This is a genomic window from Nostoc sp. C057 (genome assembly GCF_013393925.1).
In the GTDB taxonomy this organism is placed as follows: domain Bacteria; phylum Cyanobacteriota; class Cyanobacteriia; order Cyanobacteriales; family Nostocaceae; genus Nostoc; species Nostoc muscorum_A.
On record NZ_CP040281.1, the window covers coordinates 2,846,168 to 2,863,008 of the forward strand.

16 protein-coding genes and 1 pseudogene are annotated in these 16,841 nt (G+C 43.3%); 5 read left to right on the forward strand and 12 right to left on the reverse strand.

The genetic code is table 11. The features are described 5' to 3' along the window. Positions 1–342 precede the first annotated feature (342 nt). Positions 343–1,308 (forward strand): class I SAM-dependent methyltransferase, encoded by a 966-nt coding sequence (locus tag FD724_RS12430; RefSeq protein ID WP_114084300.1) that lies wholly within the window; start codon positions 343–345, stop codon positions 1,306–1,308. 90 nt (positions 1,309–1,398) lie between these two features. On the opposite strand, the gene FD724_RS12435 is transcribed toward FD724_RS12430, so the two are convergent. The 7 genes from FD724_RS12435 to trxA form a co-directional block, all read right to left on the reverse strand. Beyond that, positions 1,399–2,166, reverse strand: coding sequence for a class I SAM-dependent methyltransferase (locus FD724_RS12435; protein WP_179072844.1), 768 nt, complete (start codon positions 2,164–2,166; stop codon positions 1,399–1,401). A 34-nt stretch (positions 2,167–2,200) separates the two neighbouring features. After that, a complete protein-coding gene (locus FD724_RS12440; protein ID WP_179072845.1) occupies positions 2,201–2,890 on the reverse strand; it encodes an SDR family NAD(P)-dependent oxidoreductase in 690 nt (229 codons plus the stop codon). Between the two features lie 74 nt (positions 2,891–2,964). Continuing rightward, positions 2,965–4,497, reverse strand: a complete 1,533-nt coding sequence (locus tag FD724_RS12445) for an MFS transporter (RefSeq protein ID WP_256874541.1) — start codon at positions 4,495–4,497, stop codon at positions 2,965–2,967. 90 nt (positions 4,498–4,587) lie between these two features. Next, positions 4,588–5,253: a nitroreductase family protein gene (locus FD724_RS12450; protein WP_179072846.1), complete on the reverse strand. Its 666-nt coding sequence runs from the start codon at positions 5,251–5,253 to the stop codon at positions 4,588–4,590. 317 nt (positions 5,254–5,570) lie between these two features. Next, complete coding sequence (locus FD724_RS12455; protein WP_179072847.1) at positions 5,571–6,683, reverse strand: alkene reductase; 1,113 nt, start codon at positions 6,681–6,683, stop codon at positions 5,571–5,573. A 261-nt stretch (positions 6,684–6,944) separates the two neighbouring features. Continuing rightward, the gene (locus FD724_RS12460; protein ID WP_179072848.1) at positions 6,945–7,739 is read right to left on the reverse strand and encodes an SDR family NAD(P)-dependent oxidoreductase; all 795 of its coding nucleotides are present in this window, start codon (positions 7,737–7,739) and stop codon (positions 6,945–6,947) included. A gap of 164 nt (positions 7,740–7,903) precedes the next feature. Beyond that, positions 7,904–8,227, reverse strand: coding sequence for a thioredoxin (gene trxA, locus FD724_RS12465; protein WP_012412473.1), 324 nt, complete (start codon positions 8,225–8,227; stop codon positions 7,904–7,906). A gap of 80 nt (positions 8,228–8,307) precedes the next feature. On the opposite strand from trxA, the gene FD724_RS12470 reads away from it, so the two are divergent. The 3 genes from FD724_RS12470 to FD724_RS12480 all read left to right on the forward strand — a co-directional run bounded on the left by FD724_RS12470 (position 8,308) and on the right by FD724_RS12480 (position 9,594). Beyond that, the gene (locus FD724_RS12470; RefSeq protein ID WP_114084307.1) at positions 8,308–8,658 is read left to right on the forward strand and encodes a helix-turn-helix transcriptional regulator; all 351 of its coding nucleotides are present in this window, start codon (positions 8,308–8,310) and stop codon (positions 8,656–8,658) included. Between the two features lie 140 nt (positions 8,659–8,798). Next, positions 8,799–9,179 (forward strand): hypothetical protein, encoded by a 381-nt coding sequence (locus FD724_RS12475; protein WP_179072849.1) that lies wholly within the window; start codon positions 8,799–8,801, stop codon positions 9,177–9,179. A gap of 1 nt (position 9,180) precedes the next feature. Continuing rightward, positions 9,181–9,594 (forward strand): HNH endonuclease, encoded by a 414-nt coding sequence (locus FD724_RS12480; protein WP_179072850.1) that lies wholly within the window; start codon positions 9,181–9,183, stop codon positions 9,592–9,594. A gap of 62 nt (positions 9,595–9,656) precedes the next feature. On the opposite strand, the gene FD724_RS12485 is transcribed toward FD724_RS12480, so the two are convergent. After that, a complete protein-coding gene (locus FD724_RS12485) occupies positions 9,657–10,868 on the reverse strand; it encodes a glycosyltransferase (protein ID WP_179072851.1) in 1,212 nt (403 codons plus the stop codon). A 120-nt stretch (positions 10,869–10,988) separates the two neighbouring features. Between FD724_RS12485 and shc the strand changes: the two genes are divergently transcribed. Continuing rightward, the gene (shc, locus tag FD724_RS12490) at positions 10,989–12,899 is read left to right on the forward strand and encodes a squalene--hopene cyclase (protein ID WP_179072852.1); all 1,911 of its coding nucleotides are present in this window, start codon (positions 10,989–10,991) and stop codon (positions 12,897–12,899) included. 479 nt (positions 12,900–13,378) lie between these two features. Here the strand turns inward: shc and FD724_RS12495 are convergent, their stop codons facing one another. The 4 genes and pseudogenes from FD724_RS12495 to FD724_RS12505 all read right to left on the reverse strand — a co-directional run bounded on the left by FD724_RS12495 (position 13,379) and on the right by FD724_RS12505 (position 16,612). Beyond that, on the reverse strand, positions 13,379–14,014 hold the full coding sequence (locus FD724_RS12495; protein ID WP_218651520.1) for a ZIP family metal transporter: 636 nt from the start codon (positions 14,012–14,014) through the stop codon (positions 13,379–13,381). After that, positions 13,971–14,159 (reverse strand): hypothetical protein, encoded by a 189-nt coding sequence (locus FD724_RS40325; protein ID WP_199346288.1) that lies wholly within the window; start codon positions 14,157–14,159, stop codon positions 13,971–13,973. Before FD724_RS40325 ends, FD724_RS12495 begins: the two co-directional genes overlap by 44 nt. Positions 14,160–14,260: 101 nt before the next feature. Further along, positions 14,261–15,569, reverse strand: a pseudogene (locus FD724_RS42045) (NF041680 family putative transposase). A 593-nt stretch (positions 15,570–16,162) separates the two neighbouring features. Beyond that, positions 16,163–16,612, reverse strand: coding sequence for an orange carotenoid protein N-terminal domain-containing protein (locus FD724_RS12505; RefSeq protein ID WP_179072853.1), 450 nt, complete (start codon positions 16,610–16,612; stop codon positions 16,163–16,165). Positions 16,613–16,841: the final 229 nt, after the last annotated feature.

Below are 16,841 nucleotides of genomic sequence, written 5' to 3' on the forward strand. Positions count from 1 at the left end.
GTAGAGAGCGTCTTCATTCTGACTCCTGTTAGCGGATAGCTAAGGTTTAGCCCATTCTGACTTCTGAATTCTTCTTCAACATAAAATCTGAAAAAAAGAGGACAAAAACGGTGAGAAGTAAAAGGGATTGGGGATTGAGTAAGAAGTGAAAAATTATGTTCGGGGCTTTAACCCTTCCCAAATTTTGGAATATATTCACAGTCCCAGTCCCGATTATCAGAGCGGTGTTCCTCTCTACGAGACGCTGCGTGTAGCAAGATCCCCCGCAGGGGTACGCTATCGGCGTGACCAGTTGAATTGTAACCCCACAACCTAGAATTTCAAATACTTAGAGAGTAACTTATGAGTGAAAAGACAGTCAAAGTGATTGAAGGAAACTTATTGCCAAAAGGAGATTATGTTTCGTCAGGATTTTCCACTATCCAGCCAGATTTATATTTTCCCAATATAATTTTAGGAAATAAATATGATTCTTTTTGGCTTTATTTACGGCGGGATATTACTCATAACTGGTATGTGGATAAACGACGGCAAAAGGTAGGATTTGTGAGCAGAGATGAAGCTCATATTTTATACAATACGGCCTTGAAATTTCGGGGAGAAAAAGCTTTAGAAATAGGTTGCTGGATGGGTTGGTCAGCCTGTCACTTGGCTCTAGGAGGGGTGGAATTAGATGTAATTGATCCGATGCTATCCGAACAATTATTTAATGAAAGCGTTACAGAGTCACTAAAGTCAGCAGGCGTTAAGGAATCTGTGAATCTAATACCAGGATGCAGCCCTGAAAAAGTAGAAGAGATAGCAAATAAATTTCAACGTAAATGGTCATTGATATTTATAGATGGTAATCACGAAGCTCCGGCTCCGCTCAATGATGCAATTATTTGCGAACAATTTGCAGAAGCAGATGCTTTAATTTTATTTCATGATTTAGCTTCTCCTGATGTAGGACAAGGCTTGGATTACTTCAGAGACAAAGGATGGAACACAATGGTGTATCAAACCATGCAAATTATGGGAGTTGCATGGCGGGGAAATGTTGAGCCTGTAATACATCAGCCAGATCCTAATATTAACTGGCCCTTACCTCCACATTTACAAGGTTATTTTGTCAGTGGTTCAGTTAAAACTGCGACTGAAGATAAATTTGCAGAAATTCTCAGAGCAGTTCGGCCATTTACTTTATTGAGTGAAGCAAAGTTATTCTCGCTTTATAGTCAGGCAAAACAACTATATTGTTATCTTTTCTGGCTGCCAAAAATGTTACTACAAGCGATCGCTAGAATCAAACCTATCAAGGGCAACTAGTTTTGTATTATAAGCCATGACTGGCGACTGGCTATCTGTCGCTAGTCATGGCTTTCTCTGAATGAAACATAGAGCTTCAATTATATTTTTTCATAGCGGTGATTTAGCGATCGCTGCCCAAACTCTATGGTGAACCTGAAGGATTGGTGTAGGAAATTTTGCTTCGAGTAATGTTGCCAATTCTTGGTCAAATATTTCGACTTTTTCTGGTGTCAAGCTGGCTCCCACGCCAGCACTCGCCCGAATTCTTCCCCGCCAAGCGACCTGTGTATAAGACACAAATACATCGTAAGAAAATGTGCGGATTTCTCGGAATCCAACTTCGCCAATATCCTGTAACCACAGGGGATGCAAGCCATTACCACCGGCCAGATTCCACGCGGGATTATGAGCTTTGATCAGTTGTTCTGTGGCTTCGACGACATTGCCTTTTAAAGGTATCCAATCAAAATGAGCGATCGCAATTGAGCCATTTTTTCTCAATATCCGAGTAACTTCCTGGACAGCACGGGGACGATCAAACCAATGCCAACATTGTCCAGCAGTGATTACATCAGCACTTGCATCTGGTAACTCGGTATTTTCGGCAGTTGCGACTCGATAATCTACTTTGATTTGGGTTGATTCGCTTAACTGTCTCGCTTGTTCTAAAAGTGATGCTGATGGATCTATGCCAATTACATAAGCACCTCTATCAGCAAAACCCCGCGCTAGTGTTCCTGTTCCTGTACCAAGGTCAACAATATTCTGTCCTGGTAAACCTATACCATATTCAGACAGTTTGTTGAATAATGAACTGGGAAAGCCAGCGCGGTGTTTTGCGTAATCAACAGCAGTTGCACCAAAATCAATTTTCATACCTGCAAAACCATTTTTGTAACAATTGTCTAGGTTAGAAGTTCTCTACCCAAGGACGTAGTTCTACTTCATAAGTCCAAGCACTGCGGGGCTGGCGTAGAATACTGAGATAAGTTTGAGCGATCGCATCTGGGTCAAGAGTACTATCAGGATTATCTACTGGATCTTGGCGAACTGCTGAACGAATTGCCCCATCAATCACGAAATGCGCCACATGAATATTCTTTGGTGCTAATTCTCTAGCAATACTCTGAGCCAAACCGCGCAGTGCAAATTTACCCATTGCAAAGGGAGCAGACTGAGCATAACCCTTAACACTCGCTGAGGCTCCAGTAAAAAATATAGCACCGCCGCCAAGCTGCAAAAACCTTTTGGTAGCAGCTTGGGCCACAAGAAAGCCACCATAAGCAGTTACATCTAAGGTTTTTGCCACCTCAACAGGGTCTAAATCAATAAGAGGCCCCCGCACCCGAAAACTGGGATTGTAAATAACAACATTCGGGGAACCAATTTTATTATCAATATCAATAAATAATTGTTCTACTTCATTTGGCTTTGAGACATCAGCAGCAAAACTAACCGCGTCAATTTCACTACTTAATTGAGTGAGTTTTTCAATTTGACGAGCCGCTAAAGCTACGGTGAATCCTTCTTTGGCAAATAGGTGGGCTAAAGATGCACTCAGTCTACTACCTGCGCCGACAATTAAAGCTGTTGTTGCCATATTTTAAACCTGTAGTGCTTATTCTGCCTAGCTTAGAGCTTTTCTTAATGCCATTCGATTAAAACATTTATAGATTAAGAATTGAGCGTGACTGAAGATAGTTGTGAATCGCCTTTAGTGGGAGTTTGACCAATTTGCAGTACACCAACTGCGGCAATCAGACAGAGAATACCTGATAAGATAAATGCTTGTAAATAGCTACCCGTCGAAGTTCTTAACACTCCGGCTCCGAATGCTGCTGTGGCTGCACCAAGCTGATGTCCTGCGACAATCCAACCGAACATCACGCCGACATTTTCTTTACCAAAAGTATTGGCAACAAGACGGACTGTCGGTGGTACGGTAGCAATCCAATCAAGTCCATAGAAGACGGCGAAAATGGAAAGTCCATAGAAGGAAAAGTTGAAACTGAAGGGTAAGAAAATCAAAGACAAACCCCGCAGTCCGTAGTACCAGCACAATAAGTAGCGATTGTTCCATCTGTCGGATAGCCAACCGGACATAGTAGTTCCAAAAAAATCAAATAGCCCCATGATTGCCAAAAGACCCGCAGCCTTGACTTCAGGGATACCGTGGTCAATACAAGCAGGAATTAGATGAGTTCCAATTAACCCATTTGTGCTAGCACCACAGATAAAAAAGCTCCCAAATAACAGCCAGAAATCGCGTTTACGCATTCCCAGCCAGAGGGCGTTGAGGGTAGAGGCGATGGAATTTGCTCTAGGCTGCGATGTTTCTACAGTTTCGCTGTTGTCGCCAAAGGGTCGCAACCCGACATCTGCCGGACGATCGCGCATAAAGGCTGCGATCGCTGGAATAATTAAAAGTGCTGCACCAGTCAGAGCTAAAGCCGCAGTTCGCCATCCAAAGCGATCGGCTACTGAGGCCAGCATGGGCAAAAACACCAGTTGTCCTGTGGCTGTACTGGCGGTTAAGATGCCGAGAACTAAACCCCGCTTCTCAGAAAACCAGCGATTGACAACAATAGCTCCCAAAACCAGGGCGATAACTCCGCTACCAGAACCGACAACTACACCCCACAGCAAAACTAGCTGCCAAGATGCTGACATCAAAGTAGTTAAACCGACACCAAGAGCAATGACAGCAAGTGAGAACACCATCATCCGGCGAATGCCGATTCGCTCCATAACTGTGGCGGCAAAAGGGCCAATCAACCCGTAAAGTACTAAGTTAATTGAAATTGCCAAAGATATAGTTGCTCTACTCCAGCCAAACTCCTGTTCGAGAGGCACTATAAAAACTCCGGGAGCAGAACGAATTCCGGCTGCAACGAGTAAGGCGAGGAATGTTAAACCTGCAACGATCCAGCCATAGTGGAACGAACGACGCGCGAGGAAGGAGGCTAGGGACATGAGTAGTGGGTGGGGAGTGGGGAGCAGGTTCAAAAACTTATTCACGAGTATAAAAGACTCGTCGGCGAGTATCAAAGACTCATTCACGAGTATAAAAGGCTCGTCGGCGAGTATCAAAGACTCATTCACGAGTATCAAAGGCTCGTCGGCGAGTATCAAAGACTTATTCGCGAGTATAAAAGGCTCGTCGGCGAGTATCAAAGACTCATTCACGAGTATCAAAGACTTATTCACAAGTATAAAAGACTCGTCGGCGAGTATCAAAGACTCATTCCCAATCCCCAATTCCCAATCCCCAATTCCCAATTCCCAATTTAGAGAAGGCTACCCTGCATAAGGATTCCCGATTCTATCCACAGAGACGTTAGAGGAGAATGGTAAACGACCTGGATTTAAGCGTGGTTCGGCTGCATAGCCGACAGGAACAACAACAGCGATCGCTAAATCTGGATTATCCCCAGCACCAATCACTTCCTTTACCTGATCCTCAACCCAACCGTTCATAAAACAAGTTGATAATCCCAAACTTTCTGCTGCTAACACCAAGTGAGTAGCGGCAATAATGGCATCTTTGATCGCATATTCGCGTCGCTTGTCGCCTAGTCCAGCTTGAAATTGTGGGATGGCGCTTTTAAAGTAGTTTACCGTGCCTTCATTCCATGCCCCAGTTTCAATTGCCCGCTCAAAAATTGGGGTTAAGTCTCTTTCGCCTACGTTAGGATCGGCAGCAAAGACGAAGGTTACAGGTGCTTGGACGATTTGCTGTTGATTCCACGATGCTGCTGATAATGCTGCCTTTTGCGCCTCATCTTGCACAAGAATAATTTGCCAGGACTGGATATTAAAGCTGCTGGGCGCTGCCACGGTCAATTCTACCAGTTGCTTAAGTAGTTCTGGGGCAATGGGGTCTGCTTTAAAAGTTTTGATTGAACGACGTTGAGCGATCGCACTGGGTACATCTAAAGGTATGGTTTGGGTGATGGAACTCATGAGATTCTCCTGATAGTTGAGTTTTAACCGAATAATTCGTAAGTCGTAATTACAATACAAGCGAATTTATTTATTCATGAAACAAAAATAAAAATTATTCCTTGTTTCCGAACAAAAGTCAGAATTACGAATATGACTTACGCAACTGGCACATTATTTTCAGTTCGTAGTGAGGACTTTAGTCCTCTCTTCTCTTCGAGAGGCTACGCCAACGAGACGCTACGCGAACAAAATAAGGGCTAAAGCCCTTACTACAAACTACAAATCCGATTTTATTGTGACACTTGCGTAACTCATAACGAATTACGAATTACGAATTACGCCTTAGCTACTGCCTCATTAGCAGCCGACCAAAATGGATAGTCTGTATATCCTTCTTCACCGCCACCGTAAAAGGTTGCTTGATTTGCTTCATTTAATGGTGCATTTAAAGCCAAGCGTCGGGGTAAATCTGGGTTTGATATAAATAATGTGCCAAAGGCAACTAAATCTGCTGCTTTGTTTGCCAGCACTGCATTTCCTTTTTCACGGGTATAACCACCATTGACGATGAGTGTACCTGTAAAGCGATCGCGGATATGACTGGTGGGTACAATTATCCCGCCATGTCTGATGTCTGCTTCTGTTGCCTCATAAAGATGCAGATATGCCAAGTTAAACTGGTTCAACGCTTGAGTTGCATAACCGAATGTCTCTAGGGGATTGGAGTCACCGATATCGTTAAAAGTCCCACTGGGAGAGAAACGTACCCCAACTCGGTTAGAATCCCACACACTAGTTACCGCCTCTGTCACTTCCAACAGGAATCGGGTGCGGTTCTCAATGGAACCCCCATATTTATCTGTACGTTGATTGGTGCGATCGCGGAGAAATTGATCTATTAAATAACCATTAGCTGAGTGAATTTCTACCCCATCAAACCCAGCCGCTAGAGCATTTGCCGCTCCCTGACGGTACTGTTCTACTATTTGCGGTATTTCTGAAGTTTCTAAAGCACGAGGAATAACATAAGGTTTTGGCCCTTCATAAGTTGATGCCTCACCTTTAGGAGCAATGGCAGAAGGTGCCACAGGTAAAGCTCCATTCGGTTGTAAGTCAGGATGGGAAATTCTGCCTACGTGCCATAGTTGCAGGAAAATTTTTCCTCCCTCCTGATGTACGGCATCAGTTACTAATTTCCATCCTTCTATCTGTTCTGACGAATGAATTCCTGGTGTAGCAGGATAGCCTTGTCCTTCAGGAGTTACCTGTGTTGCTTCAGAAATAATCAGTCCGGCGGAAGCACGTTGAGCGTAGTAAGTAGCATTCAGTTCGTATGGTACATTTCCCTCACTGGCTCGGTTTCGGGTTAAGGGTGCCATCACAATCCGATTAGGGAGTTCCAAATTACCTAATTGGTAAGAAGAGAATAAGTTGATATCACTAGTCATGTTATTTTGCTCCAATTCAAAATTCAAAGTTCAAAATTCAGAACTCCATAGCTCGGAGATAAGGACGGGGCTATGCTATTCTCATTTGGCCCGCCTCACAATAAATTCTCAGTCTAATAGCGAAAGTCTCTAAAGACCACTAAGAAAAGGTTATTGTCGATTTTAAGGTACTCAAAAACTTTAGTTATGGGCGGTTGATTTCTAAAAAGGAAAACAAGAAAAAAGTCTTCCCAATACCCAATTTTGTATACAGTTCATTCACTAAACAATCGACCGAATAACACCACCATCTACCCGCAAAGCTGCACCATTAGTTGCTGAAGCTACGGGACTAGAAAGGTAAACTACGATCGCTGCTACTTCTTCATTAGTTGCAAAGCGTTTGATTAGGGAACTTGGACGCACATTTTGAAAAAATTCAGCCTCAACTTCTGCTGGACTAATACCACGTTCCTGCGCCAGGTTGATAATAAACTCTTCAACTCCTTCTGAGCGGGTTGGTCCGGGGAGGACAGAGTTTACAGTAACTCCAGTCCCGACAGTCATTTCTGCTAGACCTCTGGCAATAGCAAGCTGCGCTGTCTTAGTTGTGCCATAGTGAATCATTTCCACTGGGATCTGAATCGCAGATTCGCTGGAGATAAAGATTATCCGCCCCCAGTTTTGCTCTAGCTGCTTTTGCAGATATTGCCGACTCAAACGGACTCCACTGAGAACGTTAACCTGAAATATGTTTAACCAGTCTTCATCTGTAATATCAAAGAAGGTTTTTGGCTCATAAATACCCACATTGTTAATGAGGATATCAACGTGAGGAACTTTTTGAAAGAGTTCCTCTACCCCTGATGCAGTACTCGTATCAGCAACAACACCAGAAACTTTCGCGTCTGGTGTACTTTGTTGAATTTTAGCGATCGCTTGGGTTACTCTTTCCTCAGATCGACCGTTGACAATCACTGATGCACCTTCTTGAGCTAGCGCTTGGGCTGTCGCCAAACCAATACCTGCGGTTGAGCCACTAACTAGCGCGGATTTACCATGCAATTTCAAGTCCATTTTGCTCTTTCCCCATTAGTTGAGACAGAATTCAGGAGTCAGAAGTCAAGAGTGGGGAGAGACGCGATTAATCGCGTCTGTACAGGAGTCAGTGTATTCTGACTCCTGTCTCCCTTGATTAGAGAAGACTGCAAACTAAATGCGTCTCATAACAGTACCTAGATTTAAAGATGCTGTGCTAAGGTCTTATTCAAGGTGGTTTTTGGAACTGCCCCTACGACAGTATCGACCTGCCGACCTCCCTTAAAAACCATCAGCGTCGGAATGCTGCGAATTCCATAATGGCTGGCGACAGTAGGATTCTGATCTGTGTTCAGCTTCACAAATTTCACCTGTCCTTCGTATTCCGCAGCAACTTCATCGACTACTGGTCCTACCATCCGGCAAGGGCCGCACCACGGGGCCCAAAAGTCTACTAAGACCGGAATCTCACTTTCCAAGACTTCTTGCTTGAATGTGGCTTCTGTGACATTTGTAATGGATGACATAAATTGCCTTCCTAGTTAATTCTATAATTCGATAATATCGAATAATAAAAATATATGCCACTTGATGAGATAATGCAACTATGAGATTTCTTTATCATCCAGATAGAAAAAATATTTCTTTACCGGGAGTACTGTATGCATTGGGCGATCCAGTGCGGCTAGAGATTGTGCGGCTGTTGGCGACAGAGGGGGAACAATGCTGTGCCAAGTTTGATTTTGCGATCGCAAAGTCTACTATGTCCAATCATTTTAAGATTTTGCGTGAGTCTGGGATAGTCTTTACACGTAAAGAAGGGACACATCACATCAACATACTGCGGCGTGAAGATTTAGAGATGCTGTTTCCAGGGTTGCTGGATGCAGTATTGAAAGCGGCTCAACCATTGCCTGTTAGTCCTGCGAGTGATAAACAAACAGCTTCAAGGATTTAGAAATGGGGAATGGGAAATTGGGAATAGGGCGATCGCTAATCCTTACTCCAGCGCAATAGCATTGGATGCAGAGGTTTGATAGCTACAATTATGATATAGTCACATATTCTTAAGAGTGCAAAATAGCAACAAAAGCACCAATGGCAGAATTCACCATTCAAATTCCCGATGAACTAGCTCAACGTTTAGAACCTCTGCAAAATCGCTTACCCGAATTGCTTTGGCGATTACTAGACGTTGTTAATCTACCAACAAATATTCAGGCAACAGGTAATCCTGAAACTACAAATATTCCAGCAGTTTATCAAGAAGTTATTGATTTTTTAATTAAAGGGCCAAAACCAGAAGAAATTATTAATTTTAAAGTTTCATTTCAATCTCAAACACGCTTACAAGAATTACTAGAAAAAAATCGCTCTGCAACACTCAGTCAAATTGAATTAGCAGAATTAGATGTTTACGAGCAGCTAGAGCAAATGATGATTTTATTAAAAGCACGAGCTTATTCTGCAATCAGCTAACATGACTTCTAATTCGATTTCTGTGGAACTCCGTAGGTTAGTTATCCAGAGGGCTTCAGCACGCTGTGAATATTGCCGAATCCATCAAAACTTTTCTATTTATACCCATGAAGTAGACCATATTATTGCCGTCAAACATGGGGGTGAAACTACTGCTGATAATTTGGCACTTTCATGTTTATCTTGTAACCGTCATAAAGGCTCTGATTTCGCTACTATAGACCAGCTTACTGAAGAAATTGTCCCATTGTTTAATCCCCGCCGCCTGGTTTGGGATGAACATTTTTATCTTGAAAATGCCAGGATAGAAGGAAAAACTCAGATTGGTCAAGGGACTGCAAGGTTACTTCAATTTAATCTTCCGAATCGAGTGCTTTCTCGACAAGTGTTGATAAGTCAAGGACAATACCCGTAGATATAAGATCAAGTCCAATTATGCTCCCAAAGCAATAGGGAATTTAGTAAACTTAAGAAATTTTAAGGGCTGGGATAAACTCTTCCTTTCCAAGCGCCGCCACGCCCTTGCCAGTGACGTAGTGCAGAGTCTAGAGTCATCAGCGTATAGAGAAACGCGATCGCAGGCAAGCTCAAAGCGAACCAAGGAGAACATTTATAAAAGCGGATTGTCGGGTAGTAAGCGAAAGTCATCAACAGCCATCCTAATAAACCCGTAAGTGCGATCGCCCAATTGCCCCAAACTGCACCTAGAATTAGACACACAGGTGAAACTAGATAAATCAAAGGCATTCCCACCAAAGTGCCCAAGAGTAGTAATGGCGAATAATTTAGTTGAGTATAGGCAGTACGAACAACCATATCCCAAATTGTCGCTAGCGAGTCATAAGGACGTAGGCTGCGAGTCAAGCGACTCAATCCTAACCAAATACGCCCTTGACTAGGAATTTTGTTTATTCCCCTTGTCTCCTTGTCCCCTTGTTCCCCACTCTTCTTAACAGCTTGAGCTAGGGCGCAATCGTCAATTAAAGCTTGGCGAATCACTTGAATGCCTCCAATTCGCTCTAAAGCTTCACGGGCGATCAGAATAGAACCTCCAGCTGCGGCGGCTGTGGGATTGTTTGGATTATTAACCCAGCGAAAAGGATAGAGTTTTTGGAAGAAAAAGACGAAAGCCGGAATCAAAAGTTTTTCCCAAAAGCTCTCACATCTAAGTCGCACCATTACCGAAACCAAGTCTAAATCTTCTTGAACAGCCTTCGCAACGAGTCGGCGAAGATTACCAGGATCGTGTTCGATATCTGCGTCGGTAAGTAAAAAATAGTCAGGTGCGAATTTACTAGCACTCTTTATACCTTGCTCAACTGCCCAAAGTTTACCCGACCAGCCAGAAGGCAGTGATTCGCCTGAGATAATATGCAATTGCTGGGGTTTACCTACAGCGTGTGCAACCCCTTCGGCAAAATTTGCTGTCCGATCTGTACTGCGATCATCTACCAAAAACACGTTGAAAGAACCAGGATAATCTTGGAGTAAGAGCGATCGCAAGCTAGCTGGGATGAACTCAGCTTCGTTACGCGCTGGAACCACAGCACAAACCGCAGGTAACGATTGTAGTTGAGTTTCTCCCATCTCTAATTGCTGGTCTGTCCGCCAAAATTGTCCCCAAAAACACAGTAATCCTAACCAAATTGTCAATGATAACAGCGTCAATCCTAATACAATTACACCCATGACCTATTGCAAATTCTCAGTGACTCAGACACAATACTATGTCTACCAATAAAGAAAAAGATTTTTCATAGTATTGCCGTATTCATAGCTAGTGTTGAGTGTGAGGTTAGATAGGATTTGATGCAAACACAAGACAGGGTAAAAGTCAATCAAATTGCAGAAGCGATCGCAGCCAGTCAACAATATTTACTTTCGATTCAAAATCCAGCAGGCTACTGGTGGGCAGAGTTAGAATCTAATGTCACCATTACTGCTGAAACCGTCCTTTTGCATAAGATTTGGGGAACAGACGAAACTAGGCCTTTGCACAAAGTTGAAGCATATCTGCGTCAAGAGCAACGACAGCATGGCGGTTGGGAACTTTATTACGGTGATGGCGGAGAACTTAGCACTTCAGTGGAAGCTTACATGGCGCTAAGACTGCTAGGTGTACCAGCAAGCGATCCGGCAATGATTCGGGCGAAAGCTTTTATTCTCCAACGGGGTGGTATCAGCAAAACTCGGATTTTTACCAAGTTGCACTTAGCCTTGATTGGCTGCTACAACTGGCGCGGTATTCCCTCGCTACCGCCTTGGATAATGTTGTTGCCCAAAGCTTTCCCCGTTAATATCTACGAAATGTCTAGCTGGGCACGTTCCAGTACTGTGCCGTTGCTGATTGTATGCGATCGCAAACCTGTTTTTATCACTGACCCAACTATCAACCTAGATGAGCTATACGCTGAAGGTGTTGATCAAGTCCGGTGGGAATTGCCCCAAAGTGGCGATTGGACAGATTTATTCCTCACCCTCGATCAAGGATTCAAGTGGGCAGAAAGCCTGAATTTAGTCCCCTTCCGTGAAGAAGGCATCAAAGCAGCCGAAAAATGGATTTTAGAACGGCAAGAAGCTACAGGCGACTGGGGCGGCATTATTCCGGCGATGTTGAATTCAATGCTAGCTTTGCGGTGTCTGGACTATGACCGCAGTGATCCGATTGTAGAACGAGGTTTGCAAGCAATTGATAACTTTGCCATTGAAACAGAAAATAGTTATAGAGTCCAGCCCTGTGTTTCACCGGTTTGGGATACAGCTTGGGCGATGCGTGCCTTAGTAGAATCTGGCTTTGCACCAGATCATCCCGCCGTGGTAAAGGCTGGCGAATGGTTGTTGCAAAAACAAATTTTAGATTATGGAGATTGGGCTGTAAAAAATCGCCAAGGAAAACCAGGGGCTTGGGCTTTTGAGTTTGATAATCGGTTTTATCCCGATGTAGACGACTCGGCAGTGGTGGTGATGGCTTTACATTTGGCGAAACTCCCCAATGAAAAAATTAAGCAGGCTGCGATCGCACGGGCGGTAAACTGGATTGCATCTATGCAATGTAAACCAGGCGGGTGGGCTGCTTTTGATTTGGACAACGATCAAGATTGGCTTAACTCCATCCCTTATGGCGACTTGAAAGCCATGATCGATCCAAATACCGCAGATGTTACGGCTAGAGTCGTAGAAATGCTTGGTGCTTGTGATTTGTCAATTGATAGTGATAATTTGGAGCGATCGCTAACTTATCTTCTACGCGAACAAGAAAGCGAAGGCTGTTGGTTTGGTCGTTGGGGTGTAAATTATATTTACGGAACCAGTGGCGTTTTGTCAGCCTTGGCGTTAATTGATCCTCAAAGGCATAAACTCAGTATAGAACGAGGAGCAGCTTGGTTAGTGGGGTGTCAAAACCTAGATGGTGGTTGGGGTGAGACTTGCCGCAGCTATGATGACCCCAGTCTCAAAGGAAAAGGAAATAGTACTGCATCTCAAACTGCTTGGGCTTTAATTGGCCTCTTGGCAGCAGGTGAAGCAACTGGTAAATTCGCTCTTGAGGCTATTGAGCAAGGAATTGGCTATTTAGTTGCAACTCAAAAATCTGATGGTACTTGGTTTGAGGCGGACTTTACAGGGACTGGATTCCCTTGCCATTTTTATCTCAAATATCACTTGTATCAACAATACTTTCCTTTAATCGCGTTAGGTCGCTATCAAGCGGTTTTGCGATAGAGGAAGGACGTAGGGGAGGCGAGTAATACTCAAAGCCTCTCTCTGCTTCGGCTACGGTGTACACACAAGTTTTTTAAAGTTGCTGCATAAGGGATTTCTACGAAATAAACCACAGAGACGCAGAGAACACAGAGTGAAGAGAAATAGAGAGAATTTTGCTATCGACTTTGGGATATTTTTTTATTTGGAAGTCCCTAATATGCTAATTTTTACAAGTTGATGTATTGGCATTGCGAGTTGATGCAATAGCATTGCAGATCGATGTATTGACATTGTGAGTTGATGCAATGGTATTGCGAGTTGATGCAATGACATTGGAAGTTTATGTATTGGCATTGCGAGTTGATGCAATGACATTGCCAGTCGATGCAATGACATAGCAGGTTGACGGAAATAAACCACCCATTCTAAATCTCTGAAAATCCCACGCTGATATTCTATTTTTAATTTTGAATTCCGCCTTGCAGTAATAGTCTCTTTTAGAGTTTGCTAAGGACAAAAGCAGCAAGAAATCCAAGTACAGTTATCATTCCAGCAAAATCATGCGCTTGCTCGAAGGCTTCTGGAATCATGGTGTCTGTAAGCATTGCTAAAATAGCACCTGCGGCTACAGCAGTAGTTGCGGCGATAATTTCTGCTGAGAAGTGACTGAACAAAGCATAACCTAGAAGTGCTGCTATACCAGAGATGATGGCAATTCCTCCCCACACACCGAAAATGTAAGTAGTTGAACGTCCTGCTTTTTTCATACCAGCAGCGCTGGAAAGTCCTTCTGGAACATTAGAGAGAAAAACAGCCGCTACTGTTACCCAATTGACAACTCCTCCCTCAATCATGCTGACACCAATTACAATCGATTCTGGAATACCATCGAGTAATGCGCCTATTGCAATCGCTAGTCCACTTCCACCTTGATCTTCTTCAGATGGTTGCTGTTCACCTGAACGCTTGCGGTGTTTAGCACCCTGATAAGCTAAAAACCAATTTGCTACGGTGTAGATGGCTGCACCACTCACAAAACCAATAGCTGTTGAGTCAAAACCACCACGCTTGTAAGCTTCATCCATGAGTTCAAACGATAGTGCTGAAATTAGCACACCTGCACCAAAAGCCATCACTGCGGCGTAGACGCGTCAGCGGCTTGTCGCTAGACATCGCTCGTTGAGGAATTTTGGCATAGTAACCCACTGCGGAACCTAACAGCAGCGCTGAACCGCCAACTAAACCCCAAAAACCCGCTTGTAACCAGAGCGGAAACATCACATATCCTCACCCACTGGAGTTTAGACTAAGCTATGCAAAACGACCCAGCAGGGCTGAGTTAATTAGAGACTTAGCGAAATTATAAATAATCTTTAGTATTAAACCGCAACTGATGGCTCTTTACGTGGTCGTGTTACGATTTTTTTAACAATCGGGCATCGGTTTTTACGGTGACGCTTTTTTCCGGCTTCCCAACCAGGGGACTTTCCGCGAGGTTTGGGTGGAAGGGCTGGAGTACCAATGGCGGCGAAAACTCCACCCATAGCTTGAGCAACTCTTCCAGGGGTCAAATTACCCTGAGATTTCTGCCAAGGTAGAGGATTGTCAGCAACGATATCACGGGCTAACCACAACTCCCAAGTCATAAAAGGCATTAAGTCGCTCCACCGCTCGGATTGTTTAGGAGTGCCTAGCTTGGGAACAGTCCAATGTAGACGTTGTTTTAAAAAGCGATACCAATGGTCAATTGTAAAACGACGCAAATAAAGTCGCCAAACTTCCTCCACAGGTGGCATTTCTTCTCCTACCCAAGCCAACCACAAAGGTCTTAACACTCTCAAGTTACCTTGTGCATTGAGACGTTCAACCCGCAGGAGTAGCATCGGACACGCTGCCGCTTTACGGAAATGTAAATTTTTCCAGAGGCTAACTCTTACCCGTTGTAGTTTCGGATCATCCAATTCTAAAACAGATTCTGCATCACTCCATGTCGCGGGTTCACTAAGTTTGAATTTAGACCCGTGTTTTTTGGGTCGTCCTTTACCCGAATAAGCTTCAGGTTCACCCCCATAAACAAAGATTTGAGCGCAATCTTACCAGAATATCTGCGGGAATACTGGCAGTTTTCAACACAAAAGGCGCACACCCATATTCACTGTCCCAAACTGAAATTGGTCTAACGGCTAAATGTTTACACACCTGTTTAAGTTGCCAAACCGCTTTCTGAATTGGGCTTTCGCCACTTGTGATCCGTTCATGTCTCAAGGGTAGGGCCCAACTACCTGATTTTTCTGGTATCCAGGCAATTGTGCTATATCCTTGACCAATGCTAATCGGTTTATTTTCTGCTATGGATGTGCCACTATGCTCATAAGTCCTCTCTTGCAGCGTTACTGCATCAGGGCGAGGCCAGTTTGTGTGGTCGCCTGCTAACAAGGGTCGTCCCTCTACTGGTATCTGTTTGATGTATAACTGCATCAATTTCTGTCGCTGCGGTCTGCTATCTTGTAGCGCTTCATAAATACTTGACCACTTGCGTCTGAATACGGGTGATAAAGATAAGTCTGCTAATGAATAAACATTGCGAGTCAGTAATATGGCATCTGTTAATTCAAAGGTCGCGTCTTTGGCTCTACCTAAATATTTGTAGGCTACTTGACGAAACTCTTCAAGTCTGGCATTTTTCATGTTGGCAGGTGAGTAATGGTAGTTCTTTTCTCACTTTCTGCCAAAAGGGGGACTGTATTCAATCAGACACCCCTTTTTTTCTTAATCATTCCCCATCTAATCTCTATCTGATAATGATAATCGAATAGGGAGGGGGTGGGAGAGAAACGAGCGTCGCTCGTTTCTCTCCCACCATTTTCATGATTATCATTATTGTATTATTCTCTCTGCAAACATACTACACAATAATTGTTCAAGGTCGCGGATGTTTTGAGGCTGACAAGATAATATTTTTAACCTCTAATTCCATTTGGTTTGCGTTCTCTCATATCGCTTTTAGTCTAAACTCCAGTCACCCAGACATCGAAGAAAAAGACACCATAAGAATTAACTTACAGCTATTTTCAGAGCAATTCATGAATTGCACCTACCACGTGTAGTTTGGCATAAGTTCTAGTAAATAAACCACGTAGTAGGGGCATAGCATTGCTGTGCCCCTCCTTACCTCAAATGTGCTTTAAATACATAAAAACTGCTGTAAAAACAGAAGTTTTCCCAACTTTTAAACCTCAAGGTGAGCCTATGCCCCACCTTTGATTCTTAACTCAAAACTGTTACAGTATTCGCTTGAAGAAAGTCACTAAATCTTCAATGTTTGGTGTGTGAAGTAAATCTACTACTTCTGTAGCTTTTTCAGAAGGTATATAGTCATCTGGGACACCGATGATTGAAGTTCCCAAGTTTTGGGCTAATTGATACCAAAAACCCAATTTATCATCAGCATTCATTGAAGCGTACTCTTCAGTAAGAATTGCTGTTTCTCCTACTTCATCTTTGTTTAGCAACTGACGCAAAGCAAACAACTGTTCCGCCTGTGGCAGGTTTTGAATTTGTGCAACTAAATTTGCAGTGTTTTCATTTGGTACATTATTGAGACAGAGCGATGGAATTTCATCACAAATTTCAGTATAAAGTAAGGCTAAGACAGTCAATCGATCGTCTGCATCCAAACGCTGAAATTTTGATACGCTTTGTTCTAAAAAGTTGACGTTTGTAGAAGTCATAAGCAACCTCAAGGTAATTAACTCAAAATTTTTAAGTGAAAATTATAATTTTGCTTGGAACCAGTTAGACTATGGCTTTACTAATCAACAGAACTAGGGAAGATTATTTAATTTTGGTAAGTCTCTTCTGTCGCTAACAATTTTCGTCAAGCAAATAGCTACAAATTTACGTATGCTTCGCTATTCTTATTACTTAAAATTGTTGGAGTTTTGTTAGCAATATATCTCT

What these genes read in the sequence shown, in the direction of transcription:
- FD724_RS12430 (WP_114084300.1), top strand. Translation starts at nt 343, where the DNA reads ATGAGTGAAAAGACAGTCAAAGTGATTGAAGGAAACTTATTGCCAAAA.
- FD724_RS12435 (WP_179072844.1), bottom strand. Translation starts at nt 2,166, where the DNA reads ATGAAAATTGATTTTGGTGCAACTGCTGTTGATTACGCAAAACACCGC.
- FD724_RS12440 (WP_179072845.1), bottom strand. Translation starts at nt 2,890, where the DNA reads ATGGCAACAACAGCTTTAATTGTCGGCGCAGGTAGTAGACTGAGTGCA.
- FD724_RS12450 (WP_179072846.1), bottom strand. Translation starts at nt 5,253, where the DNA reads ATGAGTTCCATCACCCAAACCATACCTTTAGATGTACCCAGTGCGATC.
- FD724_RS12455 (WP_179072847.1), bottom strand. Translation starts at nt 6,683, where the DNA reads ATGACTAGTGATATCAACTTATTCTCTTCTTACCAATTAGGTAATTTG.
- FD724_RS12460 (WP_179072848.1), bottom strand. Translation starts at nt 7,739, where the DNA reads ATGGACTTGAAATTGCATGGTAAATCCGCGCTAGTTAGTGGCTCAACC.
- trxA (WP_012412473.1), bottom strand. Translation starts at nt 8,227, where the DNA reads ATGTCATCCATTACAAATGTCACAGAAGCCACATTCAAGCAAGAAGTC.
- FD724_RS12470 (WP_114084307.1), top strand. Translation starts at nt 8,308, where the DNA reads ATGAGATTTCTTTATCATCCAGATAGAAAAAATATTTCTTTACCGGGA.
- FD724_RS12475 (WP_179072849.1), top strand. Translation starts at nt 8,799, where the DNA reads ATGGCAGAATTCACCATTCAAATTCCCGATGAACTAGCTCAACGTTTA.
- FD724_RS12480 (WP_179072850.1), top strand. Translation starts at nt 9,181, where the DNA reads ATGACTTCTAATTCGATTTCTGTGGAACTCCGTAGGTTAGTTATCCAG.
- FD724_RS12485 (WP_179072851.1), bottom strand. Translation starts at nt 10,868, where the DNA reads ATGGGTGTAATTGTATTAGGATTGACGCTGTTATCATTGACAATTTGG.
- shc (WP_179072852.1), top strand. Translation starts at nt 10,989, where the DNA reads ATGCAAACACAAGACAGGGTAAAAGTCAATCAAATTGCAGAAGCGATC.
- FD724_RS12495 (WP_218651520.1), bottom strand. Translation starts at nt 14,014, where the DNA reads ATGGCTTTTGGTGCAGGTGTGCTAATTTCAGCACTATCGTTTGAACTC.
- FD724_RS40325 (WP_199346288.1), bottom strand. Translation starts at nt 14,159, where the DNA reads ATGTTTCCGCTCTGGTTACAAGCGGGTTTTTGGGGTTTAGTTGGCGGT.
- FD724_RS12505 (WP_179072853.1), bottom strand. Translation starts at nt 16,612, where the DNA reads ATGACTTCTACAAACGTCAACTTTTTAGAACAAAGCGTATCAAAATTT.